The sequence below is a fragment of the Phenylobacterium sp. T106 genome, assembly GCF_057219735.1.
In genome coordinates, this window is the sequence record NZ_JBXVWA010000014.1 from 1 (window position 1) to 25,575 (window position 25,575).

Sequence of the window (25,575 nt, forward strand, 5' to 3'; positions counted from 1 at the left end):
CAAGATCCACATGGTCTGCGACGGCCTGGGCCGGCCGCTCCGCTTCATGCTGACGGCCGGCCAGCGCCACGACAACCTCACCGCCAGGGCGCTGCTCGCAGGCTTCCAGGCCAAAGCCGTCCTCGCCGACCGCGCCTACGACAACAACGACCTGCGACAGGCTATCGACGAGATGGGCGCTGAGATCGTCATCCCCTCGACCCGGTCACGAAAGCAGCCGATCCCCTACGACGCGACGACCTACAAGCTCCGCAACCGCGTCGAGCGATGCTTCAACAAGCTCAAGCACTTCCGACGCTTCGCCACACGCTACGACCGGCGCGCCGACCACTTCCTCGCCTTCATCCACATCGCCGCCATCATGCTCTGGCTGCGTTGAATGTGGATTCGTCCTAGAGCGCGTTCCGAAAATTGGGAACCGGCTTTCGGATCCGAACGCGCTCAAGTTATCGATATAGAGACTCATTTTCCCGTTCGGACGGTTCCGTCTGAGCGGGTGAGGCTCTAGGCGGCCGCCACCGCCTCCACGATGCGGCGGCGCTGCGCGGCGTCGGGCAGCGGCCCGCGCGCGGCGCCGAGGTTGTCGAGCACGTGGCGGGGGTTGCGGGTCCCGGGGATGGCGCAGGTGACCGCCGGATTGGCGAGCACGTACTTCAGCAGGATCTGTCCCCAGCTCGCCGCACCGATCTCGGCCGCCCACGACGGCAGCGGCAGGCGGCGGACGCGGCTGAAGAGGTCGCCGCCGGCGAAGGGCCGGTTGATCAGCACCGCCATGCCGCGCTCGGCGGCGAGCGGCAGGATGCGCTGCTCCGCCTCGCGCTCGGCGACCGAGGCGTTGATCTGGATGAAGTCGAGCGGATGGCGGCGCATCGCGGCCTCCAGGTCGTCGTAGGCGCCTTCGGTGTAGTGGGTGACGCCCAGATAGCGGATGCGGCCGGCGTCCTTGGCCGCGCGCAGGCTGGGCAGATGAACCTCGAGGTCCAGCAGGTTGTGCACCTGCATGAGGTCGACGACCGGCGCCTGCAGCAGGCGGCCGGATTCGGCCATCTGGCGCAGGCCCTCGTCGCGGCCGCGGGTCCACACCTTGGTGGCCAGGAACAGGCGCGGACGCAGGGCCAGCTCGGCCGTCAGGGCGCCGACCGCCGCCTCGGCCCGCCCGTACATGGGCGAGGAGTCGACGACCTTGCCGCCGCCTTCGACGAAGGCCGCCAGCGCCCGACGGGCTTCCGCCCAGTCCTCGCCGCCCGGCCGGATGTCGAACGCCTGCCACGTGCCCAGGCCCACCACCGGGAGCGCCTCTCCCGTCGACGGGATCGCTCGGGTGAGCGGCGGCGCGGTCGGCATGGGGGGGTCTCCTGCGGTCTGCGCGGCCGTGGCGGGCTCGCGGTCGCAGCCCGCCAGGAGGGCTGCGGCGGCAAGGACGTGGCGTCGGTTCGGCATGTCGGCGGCTCCCGTGCGGACCCCGGTCCCGACCCTGGGGGACGGCGGCCACATGGGCAAGCGTGTGGCGCGGAGCGGCGGCGTCGCCGCGGCGGCCGGCCTCAGGGCGTCGCGCCGCGCGCCGCTTCGCGGTCCTTGGCGCGGCCGCCGGCGAGGATGTTGGTCAGCGCGTAGTTGCCCTCGTGGCAGGCGTACTCGAAGAGCGGGCCGGGACTTGCGGTCAGCGGCAGCTCCGCGCGCCAGGGCTGGGTGTAGGCGCCGGGATCGTCCACCACGTAGCTGTAGAGGATCTCGCCGGGTCCGGTGCGCCTGAAGCGCTCCACGATGCGGGCCGCGGGCGTGAGCATGATCCAGTCGCCCGCGCTCCAGCGCCAGCGGTCGCTGGGGCTGATGTTGGTGGTCTCGACCACCAGGGTGTCGCCCTCGAACCAGCCCACGGGATCGCCCATCCAGAGTCGGATCGCGGCGGGCAGGTGGCGGCGGTCGCCCAGGCGGACGATGCGCGCCTCGTGGTTCTGCTCGCCGAACAGCACGACATGGTCGGCCGTCTGCAGGATCAGGATGTGGTGCCGGTTCATGATCGGCGGGGCCACGCCGCCGCCGCCGCCCAGCAGGCAGCGTTCGTCGAAGGGCCGCCCTTCGGGGTGGTCGTAGACCTCCTCGTCCTTGAGCGCCTTCTCGGCCGCCGCGCGGGCCTCCGGCGTGTACGGGAGACGTCCGTCCGCCGGCTCGACGATCTGCGAGCTGCGGATCTCGCCCCGGATGCGCGACAGCCCGCTGGGCCGGTCCAGGCGGTCGTCGTCGGTGACGCCGTCGGGCTCGGGGGCGGGCATGTCGGGATCGACCGGCGCGACCACCTTGTCGTAGCGGCCGTAGCGCTTGGCCTCGTAGGCGGCGGCCTCCTCAGGCGTGGCGCTCAGCGCCTTGAACCCCTTCGGGCGCTGCAGCTGGGTCATGGAATCCGTATCCCAGATCCCCTGCAGGTCCGGCTGTCCGGACGGCGTGCGGGGCGCCCTGTACGTCTCGGCCTGCGCCGCGCCGGCGAGCAGCAGGACGAGCGGGACGAGGCGCAGCCACATGCCTCAGGCGTTGCGCGCCATCAGCCCCCCGTCAACCGGAATGGTGACGCCCGTGATGTAGGACGACGCCGGCAGGCACAGGCTGAGGGTGACGTGCGCCACCTCCTCGGGCCGGCCGTAGCGGCGCATGGCCGTGCGGCGCTTCGCGAAGGTCTGCTTGTCGGCGTCCGGGATGCCCTCGGTCATGCCGGTGAGGATCGGCCCGGGGCAGATGCAGTTGACGGTGATCCCCTCGGGCCCGAGCTCCACGGCCAGGGCGCGCGTGAGGCCCGTCACCGCGGCCTTGGCGGCCGAGTAGGGGCTGTCGCGGCTGGTGGCGCCCAGGGCCTCGGTGGAGGCGATGTTGACGATCCGGCCCGCCGGCGACTGGCGCAGGTAGGGCAGGGCGGCGCGGATGATCCGCTGGTGCGAGGTGACCAAGACGTCCATCGCGCGGCCCCAGATGCGGTCGTAGTCCTCGGAGTCGATCGGCGAGAAGGCCGAGATGCCGGCGTTGTTCACGACGATGTCCAGGCGGCCGAACTTGAGCGCGATCTGGTCGACGACGTCCTGGATCGACTGGGGATCGGCGACGTCCAGGGCCCAGGCCTCGGCGGTCCCGCCGGACTGGCGGATGGCCTCGGCGACCGGGCCGCAGGTCTCCAGCTTGAGGTCGGTGACGGCGACGTGCGCGCCTTCGGCCGCGAAGACCTCGGCCGTGGCCTTGCCCATGCCCGAGGCGGCCCCGGTGACGAGGACGACGGAGCCGGCGACGGATCGGGTGGTCATGTGGTCAGCGTCCCTGGAAATGGGGCTCGCGCTTCTCCATGAAGCTGGCGACGCCCTCCTTGTGGTCCTCGGTCTGCATCAGCAGCCGGATCTTCTCGATGGCCCAGGCCCCGATCTCGCGCGGGTCGCCGTAGGCGAACTTCGACAGGCCCGCCTTCAGGTGCCGCACGGCCAGCGGCGGGTTGGCGGCGATCTTCGCGGCCAGCGCCTGGGCGCGGGGCAGCAGATCGTCATGCGCCGTCACCTCGGTGACGAGGCCGATCCGCAGCGCCTCCGCCGCGTCGATGACATCGCCGGTGAAGAGCAGCTCGGCCGCCTTCGCCGGGCCGACCACGGCGGGCAGGCGGTAGAATCCGCCCACATCGCAGACCAGCCCGCGCTTGACGAACAGCTCGCCGAACTTCGCCTTCTCGGAGGCGAAGCGGATGTCGGCGAAGAGGGCCAGCTCCATGCCCCAGCCCACCGCCGCGCCGTTCACCGCCGCGATGATCGGCTTGTCGCACTCCAGCGCCGCCATGGCGGCGGGCGTGGCGGTGAAGGTCACGGGCATCGGGGCGCGGGAGACGGGCTTCGGCCCGGCCATGATCTCGCCGACGTCGTCGCCCGAGCAGAAGGCGGGGTCGGCCCCGGTGAGCACGACGCAGCGGACCTCGGGATCGGCCGCGGCGGCGCGCAGGCTCTGCTCCAGCTCGTCGTAGGCGGGAAAGTTCAGCGCGTTGCGCCGGTGCGGGCGGTTCAGGGTGATGGTGGCGACGTGGTCCTCGACCGTGACGATCGTGTTCTCGAACCGCGCGCTCTTCTCGGTCAGCGAGACCATGGGCGCTCCTCCGTTGCCGCGACTGTTCGCCCGCCGGGAGGACAGGTCAACGGTGACGCCCCGTCAGCGTCGCCGGCCCCTACGGAGCCTGCCGCACCGTCAGTCTTGCCAGCCCTCGCCGGGACGTCGAAGCATGGCGCCGAACCAGCGTTCGGGAGGCGCGCATGCCGGAATTCCGCAACATAGACGCCGGCGGGACCAACATCCGCGTCGCCGTGGAAGGCGAGGGGCCGCTGGTCCTGATGGTCCACGGCTTCCCGGAGAGCTGGTATTCCTGGCGACACCAGATGGGCCCGGTGGCGCAGGCCGGCTTCACCGCCGCGGCCATGGACGTGCGCGGCTACGGCGGCTCGGACAAGCCGCACCCCATCGAAGCCTACGACATGGAGTCGATCACCGCCGACGTCGCCGGCGTGGCCAGGGCCCTGCAGCCGGATGCGCCCGCGATCCTGATCGGCCACGACTGGGGCGCTCCCATCGTCTGGAACACCGCCCTGTCGAAGCCGGAGGCGATCCGCGCGGTCGCGGGCCTCTCGGTGCCTTTCGGCGGCGTCCCCGAGCGCCCGTTCACGGAGATCTTCAAGGCGCTGTTCACCGACAAGGGCCACTTCTTCTACCAGGCCTGGTTCCAGGAGGTCGGCCCGCCCGAGGCCGAGGCCGAGAAGGACGTCCGCGACTTCCTGCGCAAGTTCTACTTTGGCATCGCGGGCGAGGCGCCCGACGGCAGCTGGCCGGCCAAGAAGCACGGTGCGAGCCTGCTGGAAGGCATGAAGGACCCCGGCGAGTTCCCCGCCTGGCTGACCGCCGAGGACCTCGACTACTACGTCGGCGAGTTCGAGCGCTCCGGCTTCCGCGGCCCGATCAGCCGCTACCGCAACCACGAGCGCGACTGGGCCTGGCTGCAGCAGTTCAAGGGCCGGAAGCTCGAGATGCCGACCCTGCTGATCGGCGGCGACCGGGACCCGGCGTTCAACGGCTTCGGCCGCATCGCCGACCCCTCGGCCATGATGCGCGAGCACGTGACCGACCTGCGCGGCGCCCACGTCCTGCCCGGCTGCGGCCACTGGACCCAGCAGGAGCGGCCCGCCGAAGTGAACACCATCCTCGTCGACTGGCTGAAAGGGCTCTGACCATGGCTGACCTCGAACTGCGCCAGGACGGCGAGGTGGTCTGGGCCACCATGAACCGGCCCGACCGGCTGAACGCCCTGTCGCGCAACCTCGTGAAGGAGCTGCGGGACTTCTTCGTGGGCCTCTACTGGCGGCGCGACGTCCGCGTGGTGGTGCTGACCGGAGCGGGGAACGCCTTCTGTGCGGGTCTGGACCTCAAGGAGAGCACGGGCGGCGGCAACCGCGAGGGGCGGCGCTCGATCGGCGCCGGGCTGACAAGCCAGCGCGAGATCAGCGAGATCGTCATCGCCATGCGTCGCTGTCCGCAGCCGATCATCTCATGCGTGAACGGGGCGGCGGCCGGAGGCGGCTTCGCGCTGGCGCTGGCTTCGGACATCCGCATCGCCACGCCGAACGTGCGCATGAACGCGGCCTTCATCCGCATCGGGCTGTCGGCCTGCGACATCGGGGTCAGCTATTTCCTGCCGCGGATGGTGGGAGCCTCGGTCGCCGCCGAGTACATGCTGACCGGCCGTTTCATCGACGCCAAACGCGGGCACGAACTGGGGCTGATCAACAAGGTGGTCGAGAAGGACCAGCTCCAGGCCGAGGCCCAGGGCTATGTCGACGACATGCTGCACGCCACGCCGCTGGGCCTGCGGCTCACCAAGGAATGCCTGAACCACGCTATCGACGCGCAGGGCCTGGAAGCCGCCATCGCCATGGAGGACCGCAACCAGATCCTGGCCAGCTCGGACGGCGACTTCGGCGAGGGCGTCGCGGCGTTCCTCGAGAAGCGCAAGCCGGTCTACTCGAAGCGGGAAGGGTGATGGGGCGGAAGCCGGCCGCCGTGACGGGCCGTCGGCACGTGTCTCAGCCCGCCGCCGCGATGGAGGAGGGTTGGATGGCGGTGTCGCCGCCCCCGGCCCTTCTTCCATCCAGGAGGACGGGAGAAGGAGAGGATCTCTCATGATCGAGCTGTGGCACTGCCCGGACGCGCGGTCGTTCCGGCCGCTCTGGGCGCTGGAGGAGCTCGGGCTGCCGTACGAGCTGCACCTGCTCCCGTTCCCGCCCCGGGTGCGCGAGCCGGCCTACCTTGAGGTGAATCCGCTCGGGACGATCCCGGCCCTGCGGGACGGCGAGACCTTCATGAGCGAGAGCGCCGCGATCGTGCAGTACCTCGCCACGCGCTACGGCCCCAGCGACCTGGCCGTGCCGGTCGAGGACCCGGCCTACGGGGCCTGGCTGAACTGGCTGCACTTCGGCGAGGCGACGCTGACCTTTCCGCAGACGCTGGTGCTGCGCTACCGGCAGTTCGAGCCCGGGAAGGCCGAGGTGGTCGCGGACGACTACGCCCAGTGGTTCCTGAGCCGCCTGCGGCATGTCGACCGGGCGCTGCAGGGCGCCGACTATCTCTGCGCGGGCCGGTTCACGGCGGCAGACATTTCCGTGGGTTACGCCCTGCTTCTCGCACGCCAGCTGAAGCTGGACGGCAAGTGGTCGCCGGCGATCCAGGCGTACTGGGCCCGCATCTCCGGCCGCGACGGTTTCAAGGCCGCCAAGGCCGCCCAGAAGATGGACCTCCAGCAGGCGCTCTCGTCATGATCACGCTCTATGACCACCCGTTCTCGCCCTATGCGCAGAAGGTGAAGATCTCTCTGCGCGAGAAGGGCCTGGCCTTCGAGACGCAGATGCCCGGCGGCCTGGGCGCCGGCGGCGCCGCGGGCGACTTCGTCGAGGCGAGCCCCCGCGCCGAGGTTCCCGCCCTGGTCGACGGCGATGTCCGGATCTTCGATTCCACGATCATCCTCGAATACCTGGACGACGCCTATCCGCAGGCGCCCATGCGTCCGGCCGCCGCCGCCGAGCGGGCCCGGGTCCGCATGCTGGAAGAGGTGATGGACACCCACTTCGAGGCGATCAACTGGGGCCTCTCCGAGATCCGCTGGTTCCGGCGCGCCGAGGGTGCGGCGGCCGACGCCCTGTTCGCCGCCGCGAAGGCGCAGACCGAAGGCTTCTTCGCCTGGCTCGAGCGGCAGCTGGGCGACCGGACCTGGTTCAACGGCGACGACTTCGGCTGGGGCGACCTGTCGGTGGTTCCCTACGTGAACGGCTCGGTCGGGCACGGCAATCCGCCGGCGGAAGGCTCGCGGCTGGCGGCGTGGCTGGCGCGGGCGAACGCGCGGCCCTCGGTGGCCGCCTGCGTCGCCGACATCGCCGCCCTGAACGCGGCGGGGGCCTCCATGGGCAACGTCGCCGAGCTGGTGGAGAAGGGGCTCTTCAAGCGCGAGTACCGCGACCATCGCCTGGAATGGATGATCAAGTCCGGCGGCGTCGAGGTGGTGCTGAAGGGGCTCGAGCGCGACAACATCCGCTTCGCCCCCGCCTTTGGCTGAGGTCGCGCCCCCCGCGCGCGGCCTTGACGTGGCGTCGCGGTTGCAGGGCCCTCGGGGACGCGTAAGGCTTCGGCGCACAAGGAGAAACAGGAGGACGGGCATGCCCGCCGACGACCAGGCGCTGCTCGCCAACGAGGCGCCCAGGGCCGCGCCGCCGCCCTTCAAGCCGCTGCCGCAGAAGGCGCCGGACATCAGCGTCGAGCGGACGGCCGAGGGCGTCTACTACGTGCGCTCCAACCACCCGCAGGGCGACGGGCCGCGTTCGATCGCGCACCTGCTGGCCGAGCGGGCCGCCGAGCATCCCGACCGGCCCTGCATCCTGCAGCGCGAGCCTGGGCACGGACCGTGGCGCGGCGTCACCTACGGCGAGGCCAAGCGGGCGGCGGACGGCGTCGCGCAGTGGCTGCTGGACCAGGGCCTGACCGGCGCCGACAGCGTAGTGGTGCTCTCGGCCAACTCGGTGAACCACGGCCTGATGATGCTGGGCTGCTACACCGCCGGCGTGCCGATCGCGCCGATCAGCCCGGCCTACAGCCTGCTCTCCACCGACCACGCCAAGCTGAAGCACTGCTTCGGGGTCGTGCGTCCCAAGGTGGTCTACGCCGAGGCGGCGGCCATGTTCGAGCGGGCCTTCGCGACGCTGCGGGCGCTGGACCCGGATGTGCGGTTCGTCAGCGCCGACGGCGCGGCCGGGACGATCCCTCTGTCCGAGCTGACCGCCACGGCGCCCACCGCGGCCGTGGAGGCGGCCCTCGAGGCGATCGGCCATTCGACGGTGGCCAAGTACCTGTTCACGTCCGGGTCCACGGGCATGCCCAAGGGCGTGCCGCAAACGCACGGCATGTTCGCCGGGGTCATCGCCGGATCGGAAGGCCTGCGCGCCGAGCCGCCCGAGCCCGGCGTCGTCCCGCAGAGCCTGGAGTGGATGCCCTGGAGCCACATCTCCGCGGGCAACATCAGCTTCAATGGCTGCCTCTGGTCCGGCGGCACCCTCTACCTCGACGAAGGCAAGCCGATCCCGGGCCAGTTCGAGACGACGATCAAGAACCTGTACGAGGTGTCGCCGATGGTCTTCGGCTCGGCGCCGGTGGCCTTCGGCATGCTCGTGGAGGCGATGGAGCGCGACCCCGAGCTGCGCCGCAGCTTCTTCAGGAACCTGCGCTACTGCGGCTACGGCGGCGCCACCCTGTCCACCGACGTCTCGGAGCGACTGCAGGCGCTGGCCATCGCCGAGACGGGCTACCGCATACCGCTCACCACCATGTACGGCGCCACCGAGACGCAGGGGATCACGGTGGTCCACTGGATCACCGACCTGGTCGGGCTGATCGGCCTGCCGCTTCCGGGGATCACCCTGAAGCTCGTGCCCAACGGCTCGAAGCTCGAGGTGCGCGTGAAGGGGCCCACCGTCACCAGCGGCTACCATAACGACCCTGAGAAGACGGCGGCCGCCTTCGACGAGGAGGGGTTCTACAAGCTGGGCGACGCCTGCCGTTTCCTCGACCCCGAGAAGCCGGAACTCGGCCTGGTGTTCGACGGCCGCGTCACCGAGGACTTCAAGCTGGACAGCGGCACCTGGGTGTCCGTCGGGACCCTGCGCCCCGACCTGGTGGCCGCCTGCACGCCGTACGCCTTCGACATGGTGATCGCCGGCCAGGACAAGCCCTTCGCCGGCGCCCTGATCTGGCCGTCGCCCGCGGCGCTGCCCACGCTCGGCCCGGACCCGATGGCGAGGCTGGCCGAGGTGCTGCGGGAGCGGATCGCCGAGTTCAACCGGACGGCCGGCGGCTCGTCGCGGCGCATCGCGAGGTTCATCGTCATGACCGAGCCGCCCTCGATCGACGCCGGCGAGATCACCGACAAGGGCTATGTGAACCAGCGGGCGACGCTGGAGCGCCGCCAGGCGCTGGTGGAGGCGCTCTACGCCGAGCCGCCCGGTCCCGGCGTGGTGGTGGTCTAGCGATGGCGGCGATCCGTCCCGATCGGCGGCAGGTGGTGGCCGGCGCCGGCGCGGCGCTGGCGGCCGGCGCGGCGCGGGGGCAGGTCGCCTGGTCGGCCGGTCCCGTGGCCCACCTGCTGCCTACGGCCGGACACGACGCGCTCCGGCTGACCGTGACCACGACGCGCCCGCTGGCCACGCCGCCCCGCCTCGTCGGCGGTCCCCGCGCGGCGACGGCGCGACCGACCGCCGATGGCGGCCGGTACTGGCGCTTCGACCTGGGCGGGCTGCGGCCGTCCACGGCCTACGACCTGAGGATCGAGACCGAGGCGGGCGCGACCGACGCGTGGACGCTGCGGACGCTGCCGGCGCCCGACGCCGCGCCCGGGCGCCTGCGCATCCTGGCCTTCACATGCGCCGGCGGCGCCGACGGGCCGCGCAACCTCGCCATCTCGGCGCGCCGGCGGCTGCTGGCGCGGGGGCTCAGCTTCTCGCCGGACGTGGCCATCGTGAACGGCGACCACGTCTACTGGGACCAGGACACCGCCTTCCGCCGGCCCAGCGGCGCCGAGACGCGCGCCCTGCAGGCCCAGATCGGGCTGCTCGATCCGGCCGCCGGCCCGGCCTCGGCCGAGAACCTGCGGATCGTGGCGGAAGTCGGCCGCCGCCAGATCGCCGACCTCTACCGGACGGACCTGCGCTCCACCCCGGTGTGGTTCATCCGCGACGACCACGACTACTTCGAGAACGACGAGTTCAACGACGGGGCGGGCACGTTCCCGCCGACCGGATTCCGCCGCGCGCTCACCGACGCGCTGCAGGCCATGTACTGGCCGCCGTTCCTGGACGGGGCGGGCCTGCCGGGCGGCGGGACCAGCTTCGGCGCCCTGCGCTGGGGGCGGCTCGCGGAAGTGCTGTTCTACGACTGCCGGGGCTATCTGACGGACCAGGGATTCCTGCCGCCGTCGGTGGAAGCCTGGATCGAACGCCGGACCCGCGACGCGCGCGTGCGTCACGTGATCCCGTCGCCCTCGACGCCGTGGGGATGGACCGCCGGCAAGTGGGGCGAGTGGTATCCCGACGTCCTGGACGCGGACGGCAAGCTCACCACGGCTCGGGCGAAGGCCGGCTGGAAGGCCGCGTGGTTCAAGCAGCACCAGCGCCTGCTGAAGCTCGCCGGCTCGCGGGGCCGGCCCGCGGTCGCGCTGTCGGGGGACCTCCACGCGGTGGGGCTGGGCCGCATCGACGCGAGCGGCGGCCTGAAGCCGGCGCACCCCGTGCACATGGTGCTGACCGGGCCGCTGGGCGCCGGCCCGCCCGGCTTTCCGTCGGCCTTCCGGGGAACCCGGCCACAGGTCGCCCAGGCGATCCGGATGGCCACGGTGCTGGAGCCGCAGGAGCGCAACGGCTTCACGATCGTGGACGTCGCGCCTGACGAGATCCGCCTGCGGCTGTTCGCGTGGCGCCCGCCCGAGCCGGTCGAGGCGATCGAGACCCTGGCCCCGATCGTCGACGTCACCATCCCGATGGAGAGCTAGAGACGGCCATGGCCGACATCATCTTCCACCACTACGACACCTCGCCCTTCTCCGAGAAGGTGCGGCTGATGTTCGGCATCAAGGGCCTCGCCTGGCGCTCGGTGATCCAGCCGGTGATCATGCCGAAGCCCGACCTGATCCCGCTCACGGGGGGCTACCGGCGCATCCCCGTCCTGCAGATCGGCGCGGACGTCTACTGTGACTCCCAGGCGATCCTGGCCGAGCTCGAGCGGCGATTCCCGGAGCCGCCGGTGGTCCGGGGCGCCGACTGGGCGGTGAACCTGTTCGCCGACCGCACCTGGTTCCAGGCCAGCGTCGCGGTGATCTTCGCCGAGATCGGCGACAACATCCCGAAAGAGTTCGCCGAGGATCGCGAGAAGCTGTCGGGCCGCCCGTTCGACGTGGCGGCGATGAAGGCGGCGGCGCCCTTCGCCAAGGCCCAGTGGCGGGCCTACGCCGCCTGGCTGGAGGAGGGCCTGCGCGGCAGCGACTACCTGGGCGGAGCGACGCCGTCCCTGGCGGACGTGGGCGCCTGGATGAACGTCTGGTGGACCGGCGGCGCCGCGGCGCGGCAGGCCGGCGAACTGCTGTCGGGCTTCGGGCGCACGCAGGCCTGGGCCGGCCGCGTTCGCGCCATCGGCCACGGGACGCGCAGCGAGATGACCCCGGCCGAGGCGGTCCGCGTGGCGCGCGAGGCCGAACCGTCGCCCGCGGCCTGCGATCCCGACGATCCCTCGGGGCTGAAGGCCGGCGACCCGGTGGTCGTGATGGCCGACGACTATGGCCGGGACCCCAACGAGGGCGTCCTGGTCGGACTGACCCCTGACCGCGTGACCATCGCCCGCGAGGCGGCCGAGGTCGGCAAGGTGCATGTGCATTTCCCGCGCGCCGGCTATGTGCTGGCGAAGCGCTAGAGAGGACGAGAGACCATGAACGATCGCGTGACCGTGACGATGGAAGGCGGCGTCGCCGACGTGCGCCTGACCCGGGCCGACAAGATGAACGCCCTCGACAACGCCATGTTCGAGGCGCTGATCCAGACCGGCGAGCGCCTGAAGCGCGAACCCGGCCTGCGCGCCGTGGTGCTCTCGGGGGACGGGCGCGCCTTCTGCGCCGGCCTCGACACCTCGAACTTCGCGGCCATGGCCTCGGGCGGCCGGTCCAGCGGCCAGAGCAGCGCCGGCGGCGCGCTTGTGACCGCCAACCGAACGGCGGGCGGCTCCAATCGCGCCCAGCACGCCGTCATGGTGTGGCGCGAGATCCCGGTGCCGGTGATCGCCGCCGTGCACGGGGTCGCCTACGGCGGCGGCTACCAGCTGCAGCTGTCGGCCGACCTGCGCTTCATCGCCCCTGACGCCAAGCTGTCGGTGTTCGAGATCCGCTGGGGCCTGGTGCCCGACATGGCGGGCATGGCGCTGCTGCGGGGCCTGGTGCGCGACGACGTGGCGCGCGACCTGACGTACTCGGGCCGCATCTTCTCCGGCGAGGAGGCCCTGGCGATGGGCCTCGCCACCCGGGTCTGCGACGACCCGCGCGCCGAGGCGCTGGCCTATGCGCGGGACGTGGCGGCCAAGAACCCCCACGCGATCCGCGCCGCCAAGCGCCTGCTGAACCTCGCCGTGGAAGGCTCGCAGCAGGAGATCCTGATCGAGGAGAGCCGCGAGCAGACCGAGCTCATCGGCTCGCCCAACCAGGTGGAGGCCGTGAAGGCCAACATGGAGAAGCGCGCCGCGAACTTCGCCGAGGCCGAGGTGGAGACCCCGGCGCCGGTCCCGTTCGCGGCGGGCTGACGCGCGGAAGGGCCGAGGGGCGGCCGGTCGCCCCTCGGCTTCCGATTCAGTCCTGGGCGGCGACCTGGGTCGGCGCCGGCGTCTGCTGGGCCAGGCGGGCCACGGCGTCGCGGACGGCGTGCTCGTAGCAGCTGGCGTACATCTCGCGCGGGAACGTGGCCCCGACGACGGCCTGGCTGCAGACCTTGCGGGCCGCCTTGGCGATGTCGGCCTGGATCTGGGCGCTCGACTTGCCGGCCAGAACGACCGTGGCGGTCTGCGCGGACGCCGGGCCCGCGATCAGGGCGGCGGCGGCGATGAGAGCGAAAGTGCGGTTCATGTGACTGTTCCGGTTAGGGTTTCGAGATCCCTGTTCCGGCGTTTCCTGCGCGCGTCGGCCGTGAACTCACGCCACGGACTTGGACGCCCACGGCTTGAGCGTGGCCGAGATTTACCTTGACGCAAGCGTAAACCAGGCCCGGGCGCCGAAGCGCGCCGGCCTGCGGACAAACAGATCAGTTATCGCTGATAACTTGAGCAGATATCGGGGGGCTCACCCGCGCCCGATGAAGGGCATCTGAGTCGCCATCACCGTCATGAACTGCACATTGGCCGATAGCGGCAGGCCGGCCATGTAGAGCACCGCGTCGGCGACGGCCTGGACGTCCATCACGGGCTCGGGCCTGAGCGTCCCGTCGGCCTGGGGGACGCCCTGGGCCATGCGGCGTGTCATGTCGGTGGCCGCGTTGCCGATGTCGATCTGGCCGCACGCGATGTCGTAGGCGCGGCCGTCCAGGGCGGTGGACCGCGTCAGTCCGGTGACGGCGTGCTTGGTGGCGGTGTAGGCGATCGACCGGGGCCGCGGGACGTGGGCCGAGATCGAGCCGTTGTTGATGATGCGTCCGCCGCGCGGGTCCTGATCCTTCATCAGGCGGAACGCCTCGCGCGTGCAGAGGAAGGCGCCGGTCAGGTTCACGTCGACGACGCGCTTCCAGTGCTCCAGCGTGTGGTCCTCCAGCAGCGTCGGCGGCGCGCCCGAGCCGGCGTTGTTGAACAGGAGGTCGAGCCGACCGAACCGCGCCTTCGTGGCGGCGAAGAGCGCTTCGACCGACGCCTCGTCGGCGACGTCGGTCGGCTGGACCAGGCACGGAGCCCCCTCGCCGAGGGCGGCGGTCCCGGCGAGCTCGGCCTCGCGCCGCCCGGCGAGGGCCACGGACCAGCCGGCGCCGAGCAGCGTGAGCGACACGGCGCGGCCGATGCCGGAGCCTGCGCCCGTGACGATCGCGACCTTGCCCATTGCGCTCTTCCTCCACCCTCATTAGCCCTGCGGGCCCCGTCTCCATACCAGAGCTGCGAGAATATGCCGGACCTGCCGCCTCCCCAGGCCCAAGTGGACGCCGTGGTCGTCACCGCGCCTCGCCTCGCGCCGCTCGGCGGCGATGCGGCGTTCAGCGCCGTGCAGATCGCGCCCCAGGCCCTGCGCACCGAAGCCCGCCTCGACGAGGCGCTGAAGAGCGCGCCCGGCGTGTCGCTGTTCCGTCGGACCGGGTCCGGCGCGGCCAACCCCACCACCCAGGGTCTCTCCCTGCGCGCCATCGCGCCCTCGGGCGCGGGCCGGGCCCTGGTGACGCTGGACGGCGCGCCGCAGAACGACCCCTTCGGCGGGTGGGTGATCTGGAGCGCGCTGCCCAGCGAGGGGATCGAGAGCGCCAACGTGGTCCGCGGCGCGGGCGCGGGTCCCTACGGGGCCGGGGCGCTCACCGGCGTCATCGCCCTGCAGGAGCGCGGCGCCCGCGAAGGCCTGTCCGCGGCCGAGGTGACGGCGGGCGAACGCGACAGCTTCCGCGCCGTCGCCGTCGGCGGCGGCCCGGGCTGGGTGCTGACGGCGGCGGCCTCGCGCACCGACGGCTACTACGCCGTGCGCGGACCCCGGCGCGGCGCGGCGGACGAGCGGCTGAGCCTGGAGGACGGATCGGTGGCGCTGCGCGTGCAGCAGCGGATCGGCGAGGTCGATGCGGCGGTGCGCCTGTCGGCCTTCAGCGTGCGCCAGAACGCCGGGCTTCGCGGGGCCCGGTCGAACGCCTCGGGGACCTCGGCGGCGGTCACCCTGGCGCAGCCCGCCTCGTCCGGCGTGGGAGGCTGGCGCCTGCAGGGCTGGGTTAGGACCAGCGACCTGGAGAACAGCTCGGTCGCCGTGGCGGCCAACCGGGCCACGACCACGCCCGCCAACGACCAGTACTCGACGCCGGCGCGCGGCTACGGCCTGAACGCCGCGTGGCAGTGGACGCAGGGGCCGGTGGCCCTGGAGGTCGGGGCCGACGCGCGGCTCACCGACGGGACCGAACGCGAGAAGTTCCGCTTCCAGAACGGCGTCTTCACGCGGCTGCGGGAGGCCGGCGGCAAGACCTCGGTGGCGGGCGCCTACGCCGAGGCGGCCATCGACCAGGGTCTATGGCTGGTCACCGGCGGCGTGCGGCTCGACCGCAGCCGGGCTTACGACGCGCGCCGCCTGGAGCTGGACGCGCAGACGGGGGCGACGACCCTCAACACGTCGGCGCCGAACCGCTCCGACACCACGCCGACCGGCCGTCTCGGGGTGCGCTACCAGGCCGCCGAAGGCGTCCACGTCCGGGCGGCCGCCTACGCCGGCTTCCGGCCGCCCACGCTGAACGAGCTGCATCGACCCTTCCGGGTGGGCAACGACATCACCGAAGCGAACCCCACCCTGAAGCCCGAGACGCTGCAGGGCCTCGAGGCGGGCCTGGACGGGGAGGGGCCCTTCCGCTGGCGGACGACCGTCTTCTACAACCGGCTCAAGGACCCGATCACGAACGTGACCATCGGCGTCGGGCCGGGCACGTTCCCCAACGCCGGGTTCGTCCCCGCGGGCGGCACCCTGCGCCAGCGGCGGAACGCCGGCGAGATTGAGGCCTGGGGCGTCGAGGGCGAGGCGTTCGGCGAGGTGGCCCAGGCGCTGAGCTGGCGCGCGGCTTTCGCCTACACCGACGCCGAGGTGAACGGGGGTTCGGCCGCGCCGCAGCTCGACGGGCTCCGCCCGGCGCAGACGCCGAAATGGACGGTCACCGGCGGGCTGGAATGGCGCGTGACCGAGGCCGTCCGCCTCGCGACCGACGTGCGCTACGAGAGCATGCGCTTCGAGGACGACCTCAACAGCCGCCGGCTGGGCGCGGGCGTGCAGGTCGACGCGCGCGCCACATGGCGTTTCGCGCCGGATCTCGAGGTCTTCCTCGCCGCCGAGAACCTGACCGACGAGACGCTCGAGGTGGGCGAGACGGCGGACGGCACGGAGAGCTATTCTGCACCCCGGACGCTCCGCGTGGGGCTCACGCTCCGACGCTGAAGGCAGCCGCCAGGCGGCGGCCTGAGATCGATCAAGGCGAACGGCCTCCCGGCCCGATAGGCGTCAGCGATGCCGCGCCGGATCGCCATCGCCCTGGCCGCCGCCTGCCTCCTCGGGGGCGGCGCCCTCTATGCCGCCTACGCCCGCGACATGGCCGCCGCGCGGGCGCGGCTGGACGGGCGAAGCACGATCGCGGCGACGCGCGCCGGCGAGCTGGAGTACGCCGTCCTCGGCGACGGCCGGCCGGTGCTGGCGATCCATGGCGCCGCCGGCGGCTTCGACCAGGCGCTCGACATGACCGGCGCCCTCGCGGGCCGCGGGTTCCGGATCGTCGCGCCGTCCCGCTTCGGCTACCTGCGCTCGGCGCGCCCGGCCGGCCTGAGCCCGGAGATGCAGGCCGACGCCTATGCCGACCTGCTGGATCGGCTGGAGATCCGGAAGACCGCGGTGGTCGGCATCTCGGCGGGCGCCTGGTCGGCCATCCAGTTCGCCGCGCGACACCCCGAGCGGTGCAGCGCCCTCGTCCTGCTCGTCCCGGCCGACTACCTGCCTGAGGGCGTGGCCATCCATGGCGGCGCAGTGGCCGAGGCCGTCTTCAACTCGGATCTCGCGGCGTGGGCGGCCCTCAAGGCGACGCCGCTCGCCCCCGGCCTCCTCAGCCGGACCATGCTGGGCGTCGAGCCCCGCGTCCTCGACGCCGCCACGGCGGAGGAGGCGGCGCGGATCCGGCAGGTGCTCGACCACCTCCTTCCCATCGGACCACGCCGCGCAGGCATGCGCTTCGACGTCGCGACGGCGGCCGACCGCCGCCCGTATCCGCTGGCCGAGATCGGCTGCCCGGTGCTGGCGATCAGCGCCGAGGACGACCCCTTCGGCACGGCCGGGCGGGCCCGCACGATCGCCGCCGCCGCCGGCGGGCGCGCGATCATCCACCCGACGGGCGGGCATGCCCTGGTGGGACGCTACGCCCAGACGCTGGAGGCCGTCGCCGCGTTCCTGGACGCGCCGCAACGGGCCGCGCCGTCCGGGTCCTGAAGCTCGCCCCTACGCTGTCCGGGCCATCTTCTGCGCGGCGCCCTGCGCCTTGGCGGCGTCGCGGTCGCGCGCGGCCTCCAGGAAGCGCAGGACCGCGAGCTCGAAGGCGCGATCCTCCCCGCCGGTTTTCAGCTCGAGCCGCCCTTCGGCGAAGGCGTCCAGCACCGCCGGATGGATGTAGGCCCTGCGCGCCACCGCCGCGGTGTTGCCCAGCACGCCGGCGACGGCCTTCACGCAGGTGTTGACCGCGCGCTTGGACTGGGTCGCGCTCGCGCAGGGCTCCTGCAGCATCAGCGCCTGGGCGGCCGCGACCGTGCCCGCCCAGGTGCGGAAGTCCTTGGCCGAGAAGTCCTCGCCCATGGCCTCGCGGATGTAGGCGTTGACGTCGGCGCTCTCCACCGCGCGCCGTTGGCCGTCGTCGTCCAGGTACTGGAAGAGCCGCTGGCCGGGCAGGTCCTGGCAGGCCTTGACGATGCGCGCGAGGCGGCGGTCGTTGAAGCCGGTCTGGTGGACCTTGCCGCTCTTGCCCTTGAACTCGATGCGGGCCTGGGCGCTGCCGACCCGCACATGCCGGTCGCGCAGCGTGGTGAGGCCGAAGCTATTGTTTTGCTTGACGTATTCCTCGTTTCCCACGCGGATCAGCGTCTTCTCCATGACGCGGACGACGGCGGCCAGCACCTTCTCCCGCGGCAGCCCGCGCCGCGAGAGGTCCTCGTCCACCCGTCGGCGGAGACGGGGCAGGGCCCGGCCGAAGGCGATCAGGCGGTCGTACTTGTTCTCGTCGCGGGCCTGCCGCCAGCGCTCGTGGTAGCGGTACTGCTTGCGGCCCCGCTGGTCGCGGCCGGTGGCCTGGATGTGGCCGTTGGCGCGGGGACAGATCCAGACGTCGGTCCAGGCGGGCGGGATCACGAGGGCGCGGATGCGGTCCAGGGTCCGCTCGTCGGTGACGGCTTCGCCGTTCGCGCCCACATAGTTGAAGCCGTGCCCGCGCGCGGGCTTGCGCCGGATGCCCGGATCCTGGTCGCTCACGTAGGCGAGACCCTCGGGAATGTCGTCGGCAGCCATGTCCCTCGGCATCTCGCACCGCCCTGTGAGCGGGGCCGCAACGTGGTATGCGCAGGGAGGGTTCCGGAGACTTGCTTGAACTATCGCCACGCCTTCCACGCGGGGAACTTCGCCGACCTGGTGAAGCACGCCGCCCTGCTGCGCCTGCTGGCCGACCTCGCGACGGAGCCGGCGCCGCTGACGGTCGTCGACACCCACGCGGGGCGCGGCCTGTACGACCTGACCGGGCGCGAGGCGACCGCGTCGGGGGAAGCCCAGGCCGGGATCCTGCGGCTGCGGCCGGCGGCCGATGCGCCACCCGAGTTCGAGCCCCTGCGGGCGGCGGTGGCGGCCTTGAACGGCGGTGGGCCGACCCGCCGCTATCCGGGGTCCCCGTGGCTCGTCGCCCACGCCCTGCGGCCCGCCGACCGCTACGTCGGCTGCGAGCTGCGCAAGGAGGAACACGACGCGCTCCGTGCGGCCCTGGCGGGTCGGGCCGGCGTGCGGACGCTCAACGCGGACGGCTACGAGGCGGCGCTGCGCGAGGCGCCGGCGTCCGGCCGGGTCCTGGTGCTGATCGATCCGCCGTTCGAGAAGCCGGACGACTATGCGCGCATCGTGGACACGGTCGCCGGCCTGCGCAGCCGCAATCCCGCCGCCCAGGCCCTCGTCTGGCTGCCGCTGAAGGACCTCGAGACCTTCGACGCCTTCCTGCGGGACCTGGAAGACGAGGTCGCGTCGGCGATGCTGGTGGCGGAGTGCCGGGTGCGGCCGCTGAGCGATCCCATGAAGATGAACGGCTGCGCGCTCGTCCTCGTGAACGGCCCTGACCTGGCCCAGCCGTTTGCCGCGATCTGCGGCTGGGTCGCTGAAGCGCTGGGCGCCGGCGGCGGTCATCGGACGTACAGCCTTCCGTTACGGTAATTTCGCAACTGCGAAGCCGCGGGGCGGATTATGTTGCGACGCACGCTCCCCCCGTCGCAGAGGAACCGTCATGGCTGCCTTCCAACTTCCGGCTCCCCAGTTCGCGCCACCGCAATCGCCCAGTCCCGGCGAACCGCGACTGAGCCCGGCGCTCCTCGTGGGCGCCGCGTCCCCGCTCTGGGCCTACTACGGCGCGGCCGCCGCCGGCGCGATGACCTACTGGTGGCTGACGCGTTGGACGCGGCCGATGAACCTGGAAGCCCTGTACGGCGCCGCCGCCGACGCCCTGCCGGAAGCCATGGCGCCCTTTGCGGCGCCGCTCGCCGAAACCGCCGAGACGCTTGCGGAGGTGGTCGAGGCCGTGGCGCCGGACCTGCCCGAGATCCCGGTGGGCGGCGAGGCTGCGCCCATGAGCCCGCTGCTGGCCATGGAGACGGCGGAGGTCGCCCCCACAAAGAACGCCGCAGAACAGCCCTCCGCAAGCGCGGTGGAGGCGCCCGATGCGGACGGAGGCAGCCCGGCGACGGCGGAACCGCCGCCCGCGTCGGCGGCCCAGGCTGAGGAAACGCCCAAGGCGCGGCCGCGCAAGGGCGCGTCGGCCTCGGGGGCCACCGGACCGGCCTGAGCCCCGACGCGGGCCAGGCGCGGGTTTGATCCGGGGCGAACTCGCTCTAACAACGGCGGGTGCTGAAGCGCGGCTTCGACATCCTTGCGGCCCTGGGCGGCCTGGCGGTCCTGTGGCCCCTCCTGCTGGGCGTGGGGCTGGCGGTCCGGCTGGGCAGTCCCGGGCCGGCGATCCACTGGTCCCGCCGCGTCGGGCGGGACAACCGCATCTTCGACATGCCCAAGTTCCGCTCGATGCGGACCGACACGCCGGACGTGGCGACCCATCTGCTGCAGGACCCCGAGCGCTGGGTGACGCCGTTGGGCCGCTTCCTGCGCCGCTCGAGCCTGGACGAGCTGCCGCAGCTCTGGAGCGTGCTCGTCGGCCACATGAGCCTGGTGGGTCCGCGGCCGGCGCTGTTCAACCAGGACGACCTGGTGGCGCTTCGCACGGCCGAAGGGGTCCATCGCCTGCGTCCGGGGATCACCGGGTGGGCGCAGATCAACGGGCGCGACGAGCTGCCGATCCCCGAGAAGGTGAAGCTGGACGCCGAGTACCTGCGGCGCATGTCGCTGGCTTTTGACCTCGCGATCCTGTCCCGCACGTTCCGCGCGGCGATCCACGCCCGGGGCGTAAGCCACTAGACGACCTCAGGAAACGGAGGCGGTCGGCGCGCGTTGTGAGGGCTCCGGAGGCGAACCGTGAGCCAGCAGCCGATCCAGAAGCCGTCGCCGAGGCGACGCTCCGACGCCCCGCGCGAGCCGGCCGGCCGCCGACGGCCGTTACGCGAGCGGCTGGCGCACGCCGGTCTGAAGGCGCCGACGATCCGGCGGCCTTCGCGCAAGGCCCTGACCTGGAGCGGCGCGATCCTGGTCCTGATCGCGGCCGCCGTGGCCTTCCTCGTGGCGATCTGGGACTGGAACTGGTTCCGCGGGCCTCTCGAACGCATGGCGTCTGCGCGCCTGCACCGGGAAGTCCGGATCACCGGCGACCTCGACGCCGACATCTGGTCGTGGCGCCCGTCCGCAACGGTCGAGGGCATCACGATCGCCAACCCCGCCTGGGCCAAGGGCCCCCAGATGGGGTCGATCGAGCGCCTCGGCGTGCGCGTCCGTCTCGTGCCGCTGCTCTGGGGCAAGCTGGACACTCGGGTGCTCACGATTGACCGCCCGAAGTTCGACCTCGTGGCGGACGCCCAGGGGCGGAAGAACTGGGATTTCTCGGAAGGCCGCCGCGACCCGCCTGCGGACTTTCCGCCGATCCAGCGCTTCGTCGTCCGCGACGGCCGCCTGACCTACGTCGACGCGCAGCGGAAGATCCGGTTCGAAGGCTCCATCAACGCGCGCGAGCAGCTGGGCGAAGGCTCCCAGGGCTTCCAGCTGCTGGGCCGCGGCACGATCAACGGCGCGCCGTTCCGCGCCGAGGTCACGGGCGGTCCGCTCCTCAACATCGAGCGCACGAAGCCCTATCCGTTCGAGGCCGAAGTCCGGGCGGGCGACACCTTCGTGACCGCGCGCGGCGCGGTGCCCCGGCCCTTCGACATGGCCCATTTCTACATGCATGCGACGGCGCGCGGCCCGGACCTGGCCGAGCTCTTCCCGTTGACCGGCGTGGCGCTCCCGAACTCGCCGCCGTACAGCCTGCGCGGGCGCATCTCGCGCGACGACTTCGTCTGGAAGATCGACAACCTGGCCGGCCGCGTGGGGGACTCGGACCTGGCCGGCGACGTCTCGTTCACGACCGGCCGCGAGCGGCCGCTGCTGAAGGCGGATCTTCGTTCGAACAGCCTCGACTTCGACGACCTGGGCGCGGTGTTCGGCGCGGCGCCGAAAGTCGGGCCCGGGGAGACGGCGTCCGCCAGCCAGGTCGCCGTGGCGCGGACCATGGTGGCGCAGCAGCGCATCTTCTCGGACGCGCCGCTGGATGTGACCCGGATCCGGGCGATGGACGCCGACGTCCGGTATCGGGCCCTGTCGATCCGCGACACGCCGATCAAGCTCACCGCCGCTTCGGTGCAGGTGAAGCTGGAGGACGGGCTGCTGCGCGCCGACCCCGTGCGCCTCGACCTGCCGCAAGGCCGCGTGCAGGGCCAGGTGGCGCTGAACGCGCGTGGGGCGACCCCCACCACCAACCTCGATCTGCGGCTCTCCGGCGCTCGCATCGAAAGCCTCATACCGATCAGCTTCAAGGGCGCGCCGCCGGCGACGGGGACCCTGGTGGGCCGCGCGCGCCTCTCCGGGTCCGGGAACACGCTGCACAAGACCTTCGGCGGGGCCGACGGCCAGATCACGCTGGTGGCGCCCGCGGGCGAGATCCGCGAGTCGATCGCCGAGCTGATGGGCGTCAACGTCATCAAGGGCCTGGGTCTTCTGAACAAGAAGGACACGACCGAGCTGCGCTGCGCGGTCGCCAGCTTCCGCGGCGAGAACGGCGTCCTGCGCGCCGAGCGGATCGTGCTCGACACCGGCCCGGTGGTCGTCAGGGGGAAGGGCGCCATCGATCTCGACCGCGAACGGATGGATCTGCAGGTGCGGGGCGAGAACAAGAAGCTGCGGCTGGTGCGCGTGCTGCTGCCCGTCAGGATGACCGGCCCGCTGATGGCGCCGAAGCTGAAGGTCGAACCCGGCGCCGCCATCGCCCAGGGCGCGGGCGGCCTCGCGCTGGGCTCGTTCCTGTCGCCTCTGGCCGCGGTCCTGCCGTTCATCGACCCGGGCCTGGCCAAGGACGCGAACTGCGCAGGCCTGGTGAGCGAGGCGCGGGCCGAGGGCACGCCCGTGGCGAGGTCGTCCGCCCGCGCCCGTTGACGGGCGAGCGCCGAGCCCGGCAATCTCCACGGCGACACTCGGGGATCGGAAGAGGCTTGCGATGGCGCTAATCGGGAAGAACGCGGCGCTGGCCGTCGCACTTGGCATTGGCGCGGCGGTGGCGGCCGGCGGGGCCATCGCGCACGATGACGTGATGCCGAAGAACGCGAGCGCGGCGACCAAGGCGGCCTACGCGCGGCACGAGAACTTCAAGAAGCTGGGCGGAGCCTTCAAGGGCCTGAACGACGAACTGCGCAAGCCGTCGCCCAGCCTGGCCGTGGTCCGCACGAACGCCAACGTCGTCGCCAGCCAGTCGCGTGCGCTGCCCACCTGGTTCCCGCGCGGCAGCGGCGTGCAGGCCCGGCCCATGAGCGAGGCGAAGGCCGAGGTGTGGGCCGACGCGGCCGGCTTCACCTCCGCGGCGTCGAACTTCCAGACGCAGGCCGCCAAGCTGACCCAGGTCGCCGCCGGCAGCGACCTCGACGCCATCCGGGCCCAGACGCGCCAGACGTTCATGGCGTGCCGCGGCTGCCACGAGAAGTACCGGCAGGAAAAGAAGAGCTGACGTGGCCGAGCCGATGGCGGGTTCTACGGTCAAGCTGTGGGACGGACCCGTGCGCGTGGTCCACTGGCTGCTGGTCGTCCTCTTGCTGTTCTCGTGGTGGTCGGCGGAAGACCATCTCAACTGGCACCGATGGAGCGGCTACGCGATCCTCGGGCTCGTGGTCTTCCGGGTCTGGTGGGGCTTCGCGGGCGGCGAGGCGGCGCGCTTCGCGAGCTTCGTGAAGGGACCAAAGGCCATCGCCGCCTATGCGCGGACGCTGGGCGCGCGCGAGACGGCCGTGACGCCGGGTCACAATCCGCTGGGGGCGCTGAGCGTCGTGGCGATCCTGCTGGTTTTGGCGGTGCAGGTCGGCCTGGGCCTCTTCACGGTCGACGTCGACGCCTTCGAGGCCGGCCCGCTCTCGGACCGCGTCAGCTTCGAGACGGGCCGCCAGATCGCGGAATGGCACGAACTCAACTTCCGCATCCTGCAGGCGCTGGTGGCCGTGCACGTGCTGGCGATCGCATTCTACGCCGTCTGGAAGCGGACGAACCTGGTGTGGCCGATGATCACCGGGCGGCGCGTGCTGCCCAGCGATCCCGGTCTCGCTGGCGCGCCGTGGTGGCGGCTGATCGTCGGCGTGCTGCTGGCCGCCGCTGTCGCCTGGTTCCTGTCGCGCGGCGCCCGGTTCTAGGGCCGGCGGCTCAGCTCCGCTCGGCGGCGTCCCGCAGGCAGGTCAGCCAGGCGTCCTCGCGCGCCTTCTCGGCCTCGCGCAGCTTCGTCTCGGCGTCGCGAACCCCGGCGTCGTGCTTGCGCCATTCGGAAACGGCGCCTTCGCGGGCGGCTCGGGCGGCTTCCAGGGTGGGAAAGCGGGCGAGCACCGCGCGGGTCGAGTAGTTCACCGGCGGGCCCACGGTTTCCCGGTCGGGATAGAAGCCGGTGATGGAATCGGCGGTCTCGTGCTCGATGTGGAAGACGTCCGCCCAGCCTGCGTGGTGACGCATCAGGGCCCAGGGTCGCTCGATACGGTCGCTCACCAAGTCTCTCCGTCCAGCTTTCGATTCCGCGGCGCGGCGGTCTGCATTGCCTTTACCGCGACCGTCCGCGCCGTCCAACGGCAGGGCGCAAATTTCGGCGTCCCAGCGGCGCTGAGCGGGCGGCGCGAGCGCCGCAGCCGCTTGCGCCGGCCCCGGCGGGGCTCCAAAACGCACCGTCGGTCGGGGAGGATGCGGCGATGCGGGCGGCTTCGGTTTCGGACTTTCGCGAGCTGGCGCGCCGCAGGCTGCCCAACATCTTCTTCGAGTACATCGACGGCGGCAGCTACGCCGAGGTGACGCTGCGGCGGAACGTCGAGGACCTCGAGGCGCTGGCCCTGCGCCAGCGGGTGATGTGCGACATGTCCCAGCTCGACATGAGCGTCCAGACCCTGGGACAGACGCTGAAGATGCCGGTGGGCCTGGCGCCGGTGGGCATGGCGGGCATGTACGGCCGCCGGGGCGAATGCCAGGCGATGCGGGCGGCCTCGGCCGCCGGCGTGCCCATGTGCCTTTCGACGGTCAGCGTGTGCTCCATGGAGGAGGTGGCCGCCACCGGAACGCCCCCCTGGTTCCAGCTCTACATGCTCAAGGACCGCGGCTACATGCGCGAGCTGCTGGCGCGGGCGAAGGCGGTCGGCTCGCCGGTCCTGGTGTTCACCGTCGACCTGCCGCTGCCGGGGTCGCGCTACCGCGACGTCCGCTCGGGATTCACGGGCGGCACGCCGCTCCAGTCGATGCTCACCCAGCTCAAGGACGGCGTCCTGCATCCCGCCTGGACCTGGGACGTGTTCGTGAACGGCCGGCCGCACACGCTGGGGTCCGTGCAGGCCGCGGTGAAGGAGGGGCGGCGGGTCACCGATTTCCTGGCCTGGATCTCGCGCAACTTCGACCGCTCCGTGACCTGGAAGGACATCGACTGGGTGCGCGAGACCTGGGACGGCCCGATCGTGCTGAAAGGCGTGCTGGACGTGGAGGACGCGAAGGCGTCGGTGAAGGCGGGCGCGGACGGGCTCGTGGTCTCCAACCACGGCGGGCGGCAGCTCGACGGCGTGCGCTCGACCATCTCGGCGCTCGGGCCGATCGCCGACGCTGTGGGCGGCGACCTCGAGGTCTACATGGACGGCGGCGTCCGCTCGGGCCTGGACGTCCTGAAGGCGCTGGCGCTGGGCGCGAAGGTCTGTTTCGTGGGCCGCGCGTGGGCCTGGGCCCTGGGCGCCGGGGGCGAACCCGCGATCGCCCGCATGCTCGACATCCTGCGGGCCGAGCTCGCGGTGGCGATGATCCTCACCGGCTGCAACAACGCCCGCGACGCTGGCCGGAGCCTGCTCGACCGCCCCTGAAGGCCCGCCAGCTCGCGCGGCAGGCGA

Annotated in this window: 26 protein-coding genes; 18 read left to right on the forward strand and 8 right to left on the reverse strand. The window is 72.2% G+C overall.

Annotation, left to right across the window (positions count from 1 at the left end; translation table 11 throughout):
* Window positions 1-379, forward strand: a 379-nt coding sequence (locus AC2D8W_RS21120) for an IS5 family transposase (protein WP_484673193.1), incomplete at its 5' end; no start/stop codon positions are given.
* Between the two features lie 125 nt (window positions 380-504).
* Here AC2D8W_RS21120 and AC2D8W_RS21125 read toward each other — a convergent pair.
* From AC2D8W_RS21125 to AC2D8W_RS21140, 4 genes are all read right to left on the reverse strand, one after another.
* Window positions 505-1,440, reverse strand: coding sequence for an aldo/keto reductase (locus AC2D8W_RS21125; RefSeq protein ID WP_484673194.1), 936 nt, complete (start codon window positions 1,438-1,440; stop codon window positions 505-507).
* A 101-nt stretch (window positions 1,441-1,541) separates the two neighbouring features.
* Window positions 1,542-2,519 (reverse strand): hypothetical protein, encoded by a 978-nt coding sequence (locus AC2D8W_RS21130; RefSeq protein ID WP_484673195.1) that lies wholly within the window; start codon window positions 2,517-2,519, stop codon window positions 1,542-1,544.
* Between the two features lie 3 nt (window positions 2,520-2,522).
* A complete protein-coding gene (locus tag AC2D8W_RS21135) occupies window positions 2,523-3,287 on the reverse strand; it encodes an SDR family NAD(P)-dependent oxidoreductase (RefSeq protein ID WP_293485851.1) in 765 nt (254 codons plus the stop codon).
* 4 nt (window positions 3,288-3,291) lie between these two features.
* The gene (locus AC2D8W_RS21140; RefSeq protein ID WP_293485853.1) at window positions 3,292-4,104 is read right to left on the reverse strand and encodes an enoyl-CoA hydratase/isomerase family protein; all 813 of its coding nucleotides are present in this window, start codon (window positions 4,102-4,104) and stop codon (window positions 3,292-3,294) included.
* Between the two features lie 164 nt (window positions 4,105-4,268).
* On the opposite strand from AC2D8W_RS21140, the gene AC2D8W_RS21145 reads away from it, so the two are divergent.
* The 8 genes from AC2D8W_RS21145 (at window position 4,269) to AC2D8W_RS21180 (ending at window position 12,876) form a co-directional block, all read left to right on the forward strand.
* Window positions 4,269-5,234, forward strand: a complete 966-nt coding sequence (locus AC2D8W_RS21145) for an alpha/beta fold hydrolase (RefSeq protein ID WP_484673196.1) — start codon at window positions 4,269-4,271, stop codon at window positions 5,232-5,234.
* Window positions 5,235-5,236: 2 nt separating this feature from the next.
* Window positions 5,237-6,043, forward strand: coding sequence for an enoyl-CoA hydratase/isomerase family protein (locus AC2D8W_RS21150; RefSeq protein ID WP_484673197.1), 807 nt, complete (start codon window positions 5,237-5,239; stop codon window positions 6,041-6,043).
* 139 nt (window positions 6,044-6,182) lie between these two features.
* Window positions 6,183-6,818 (forward strand): glutathione S-transferase family protein, encoded by a 636-nt coding sequence (locus AC2D8W_RS21155; protein ID WP_293485859.1) that lies wholly within the window; start codon window positions 6,183-6,185, stop codon window positions 6,816-6,818.
* Window positions 6,815-7,609 carry a glutathione S-transferase family protein gene (locus tag AC2D8W_RS21160; RefSeq protein ID WP_484673198.1) on the forward strand — a complete coding sequence of 265 codons (795 nt, stop codon included), beginning with the start codon at window positions 6,815-6,817 and terminating at the stop codon, window positions 7,607-7,609. The genes AC2D8W_RS21155 and AC2D8W_RS21160 overlap by 4 nt, the downstream gene beginning before the upstream one ends.
* 100 nt (window positions 7,610-7,709) lie before the next feature.
* Window positions 7,710-9,569, forward strand: a complete 1,860-nt coding sequence (locus AC2D8W_RS21165; RefSeq protein WP_484673199.1) for an AMP-binding protein — start codon at window positions 7,710-7,712, stop codon at window positions 9,567-9,569.
* A 2-nt stretch (window positions 9,570-9,571) separates the two neighbouring features.
* Entirely contained in the window at window positions 9,572-11,086 is a 1,515-nt protein-coding gene (locus AC2D8W_RS21170) for an alkaline phosphatase D family protein (RefSeq protein ID WP_484673200.1), read from the forward strand.
* 8 nt (window positions 11,087-11,094) lie between these two features.
* Window positions 11,095-12,000 (forward strand): glutathione S-transferase family protein, encoded by a 906-nt coding sequence (locus AC2D8W_RS21175; RefSeq protein WP_484673201.1) that lies wholly within the window; start codon window positions 11,095-11,097, stop codon window positions 11,998-12,000.
* A 15-nt stretch (window positions 12,001-12,015) separates the two neighbouring features.
* Window positions 12,016-12,876, forward strand: coding sequence for a crotonase/enoyl-CoA hydratase family protein (locus AC2D8W_RS21180; protein WP_293485869.1), 861 nt, complete (start codon window positions 12,016-12,018; stop codon window positions 12,874-12,876).
* Window positions 12,877-12,922: 46 nt separating this feature from the next.
* On the opposite strand, the gene AC2D8W_RS21185 is transcribed toward AC2D8W_RS21180, so the two are convergent.
* On the reverse strand, window positions 12,923-13,195 hold the full coding sequence (locus tag AC2D8W_RS21185) for a hypothetical protein (RefSeq protein ID WP_293485871.1): 273 nt from the start codon (window positions 13,193-13,195) through the stop codon (window positions 12,923-12,925).
* Between the two features lie 213 nt (window positions 13,196-13,408).
* Complete coding sequence (locus AC2D8W_RS21190) at window positions 13,409-14,152, reverse strand: SDR family oxidoreductase (RefSeq protein WP_484673202.1); 744 nt, start codon at window positions 14,150-14,152, stop codon at window positions 13,409-13,411.
* Window positions 14,153-14,215: 63 nt separating this feature from the next.
* Here AC2D8W_RS21190 and AC2D8W_RS21195 point away from each other — a divergent pair, with 63 nt between their 5' ends.
* Both AC2D8W_RS21195 and AC2D8W_RS21200 read left to right on the forward strand, forming a co-directional pair.
* Window positions 14,216-16,216, forward strand: a complete 2,001-nt coding sequence (locus AC2D8W_RS21195) for a TonB-dependent receptor (protein ID WP_484673203.1) — start codon at window positions 14,216-14,218, stop codon at window positions 16,214-16,216.
* 69 nt (window positions 16,217-16,285) lie between these two features.
* Complete coding sequence (locus AC2D8W_RS21200) at window positions 16,286-17,251, forward strand: alpha/beta fold hydrolase (RefSeq protein ID WP_484673204.1); 966 nt, start codon at window positions 16,286-16,288, stop codon at window positions 17,249-17,251.
* A gap of 9 nt (window positions 17,252-17,260) precedes the next feature.
* Here the strand turns inward: AC2D8W_RS21200 and AC2D8W_RS21205 are convergent, their stop codons facing one another.
* A complete protein-coding gene (locus AC2D8W_RS21205) occupies window positions 17,261-18,328 on the reverse strand; it encodes a DNA topoisomerase IB (RefSeq protein WP_484673205.1) in 1,068 nt (355 codons plus the stop codon).
* 63 nt (window positions 18,329-18,391) lie between these two features.
* Between AC2D8W_RS21205 and rlmJ the strand changes: the two genes are divergently transcribed.
* The 6 genes from rlmJ to AC2D8W_RS21235 all read left to right on the forward strand — a co-directional run bounded on the left by rlmJ (window position 18,392) and on the right by AC2D8W_RS21235 (window position 23,865).
* Window positions 18,392-19,219 carry a 23S rRNA (adenine(2030)-N(6))-methyltransferase RlmJ gene (gene rlmJ / locus AC2D8W_RS21210; protein ID WP_484673206.1) on the forward strand — a complete coding sequence of 276 codons (828 nt, stop codon included), beginning with the start codon at window positions 18,392-18,394 and terminating at the stop codon, window positions 19,217-19,219.
* A gap of 70 nt (window positions 19,220-19,289) precedes the next feature.
* Window positions 19,290-19,844, forward strand: coding sequence for a hypothetical protein (locus AC2D8W_RS21215; protein ID WP_484673207.1), 555 nt, complete (start codon window positions 19,290-19,292; stop codon window positions 19,842-19,844).
* Between the two features lie 62 nt (window positions 19,845-19,906).
* Window positions 19,907-20,467 (forward strand): sugar transferase, encoded by a 561-nt coding sequence (locus AC2D8W_RS21220; protein ID WP_484673262.1) that lies wholly within the window; start codon window positions 19,907-19,909, stop codon window positions 20,465-20,467.
* Between the two features lie 57 nt (window positions 20,468-20,524).
* Window positions 20,525-22,627 carry an AsmA family protein gene (locus tag AC2D8W_RS21225; protein WP_484673208.1) on the forward strand — a complete coding sequence of 701 codons (2,103 nt, stop codon included), beginning with the start codon at window positions 20,525-20,527 and terminating at the stop codon, window positions 22,625-22,627.
* Window positions 22,628-22,688: 61 nt separating this feature from the next.
* The gene (locus tag AC2D8W_RS21230) at window positions 22,689-23,192 is read left to right on the forward strand and encodes a c-type cytochrome (RefSeq protein ID WP_484673209.1); all 504 of its coding nucleotides are present in this window, start codon (window positions 22,689-22,691) and stop codon (window positions 23,190-23,192) included.
* Between the two features lies 1 nt (window position 23,193).
* Window positions 23,194-23,865 carry a cytochrome b/b6 domain-containing protein gene (locus AC2D8W_RS21235; RefSeq protein WP_484673210.1) on the forward strand — a complete coding sequence of 224 codons (672 nt, stop codon included), beginning with the start codon at window positions 23,194-23,196 and terminating at the stop codon, window positions 23,863-23,865.
* 10 nt (window positions 23,866-23,875) lie between these two features.
* On the opposite strand, the gene AC2D8W_RS21240 is transcribed toward AC2D8W_RS21235, so the two are convergent.
* Entirely contained in the window at window positions 23,876-24,208 is a 333-nt protein-coding gene (locus AC2D8W_RS21240) for a hypothetical protein (protein ID WP_293480016.1), read from the reverse strand.
* 197 nt (window positions 24,209-24,405) lie between these two features.
* Between AC2D8W_RS21240 and AC2D8W_RS21245 the strand changes: the two genes are divergently transcribed.
* Window positions 24,406-25,548 (forward strand): L-lactate dehydrogenase, encoded by a 1,143-nt coding sequence (locus tag AC2D8W_RS21245; protein WP_484673211.1) that lies wholly within the window; start codon window positions 24,406-24,408, stop codon window positions 25,546-25,548.
* Window positions 25,549-25,575: the final 27 nt, after the last annotated feature.

Bases quoted from the DNA above. Each gene is read 5' to 3' on its own strand.
- AC2D8W_RS21175 (WP_484673201.1), top strand. From the start codon at position 11,095: ATGGCCGACATCATCTTCCACCACTACGACACCTCGCCCTTCTCCGAG.
- AC2D8W_RS21180 (WP_293485869.1), top strand. From the start codon at position 12,016: ATGAACGATCGCGTGACCGTGACGATGGAAGGCGGCGTCGCCGACGTG.
- AC2D8W_RS21185 (WP_293485871.1), bottom strand. From the start codon at position 13,195: ATGAACCGCACTTTCGCTCTCATCGCCGCCGCCGCCCTGATCGCGGGC.
- AC2D8W_RS21230 (WP_484673209.1), top strand. From the start codon at position 22,689: ATGGCGCTAATCGGGAAGAACGCGGCGCTGGCCGTCGCACTTGGCATT.
- AC2D8W_RS21170 (WP_484673200.1), top strand. From the start codon at position 9,572: ATGGCGGCGATCCGTCCCGATCGGCGGCAGGTGGTGGCCGGCGCCGGC.
- AC2D8W_RS21145 (WP_484673196.1), top strand. From the start codon at position 4,269: ATGCCGGAATTCCGCAACATAGACGCCGGCGGGACCAACATCCGCGTC.
- AC2D8W_RS21135 (WP_293485851.1), bottom strand. From the start codon at position 3,287: ATGACCACCCGATCCGTCGCCGGCTCCGTCGTCCTCGTCACCGGGGCC.
- AC2D8W_RS21200 (WP_484673204.1), top strand. From the start codon at position 16,286: ATGCCGCGCCGGATCGCCATCGCCCTGGCCGCCGCCTGCCTCCTCGGG.
- AC2D8W_RS21205 (WP_484673205.1), bottom strand. From the start codon at position 18,328: ATGCCGAGGGACATGGCTGCCGACGACATTCCCGAGGGTCTCGCCTAC.
- AC2D8W_RS21215 (WP_484673207.1), top strand. From the start codon at position 19,290: ATGGCTGCCTTCCAACTTCCGGCTCCCCAGTTCGCGCCACCGCAATCG.
- AC2D8W_RS21245 (WP_484673211.1), top strand. From the start codon at position 24,406: ATGCGGGCGGCTTCGGTTTCGGACTTTCGCGAGCTGGCGCGCCGCAGG.
- AC2D8W_RS21195 (WP_484673203.1), top strand. From the start codon at position 14,216: ATGCCGGACCTGCCGCCTCCCCAGGCCCAAGTGGACGCCGTGGTCGTC.
- AC2D8W_RS21190 (WP_484673202.1), bottom strand. From the start codon at position 14,152: ATGGGCAAGGTCGCGATCGTCACGGGCGCAGGCTCCGGCATCGGCCGC.
- AC2D8W_RS21130 (WP_484673195.1), bottom strand. From the start codon at position 2,519: ATGTGGCTGCGCCTCGTCCCGCTCGTCCTGCTGCTCGCCGGCGCGGCG.
- AC2D8W_RS21125 (WP_484673194.1), bottom strand. From the start codon at position 1,440: ATGCCGAACCGACGCCACGTCCTTGCCGCCGCAGCCCTCCTGGCGGGC.
- AC2D8W_RS21160 (WP_484673198.1), top strand. From the start codon at position 6,815: ATGATCACGCTCTATGACCACCCGTTCTCGCCCTATGCGCAGAAGGTG.
- AC2D8W_RS21165 (WP_484673199.1), top strand. From the start codon at position 7,710: ATGCCCGCCGACGACCAGGCGCTGCTCGCCAACGAGGCGCCCAGGGCC.
- AC2D8W_RS21140 (WP_293485853.1), bottom strand. From the start codon at position 4,104: ATGGTCTCGCTGACCGAGAAGAGCGCGCGGTTCGAGAACACGATCGTC.
- AC2D8W_RS21155 (WP_293485859.1), top strand. From the start codon at position 6,183: ATGATCGAGCTGTGGCACTGCCCGGACGCGCGGTCGTTCCGGCCGCTC.
- AC2D8W_RS21150 (WP_484673197.1), top strand. From the start codon at position 5,237: ATGGCTGACCTCGAACTGCGCCAGGACGGCGAGGTGGTCTGGGCCACC.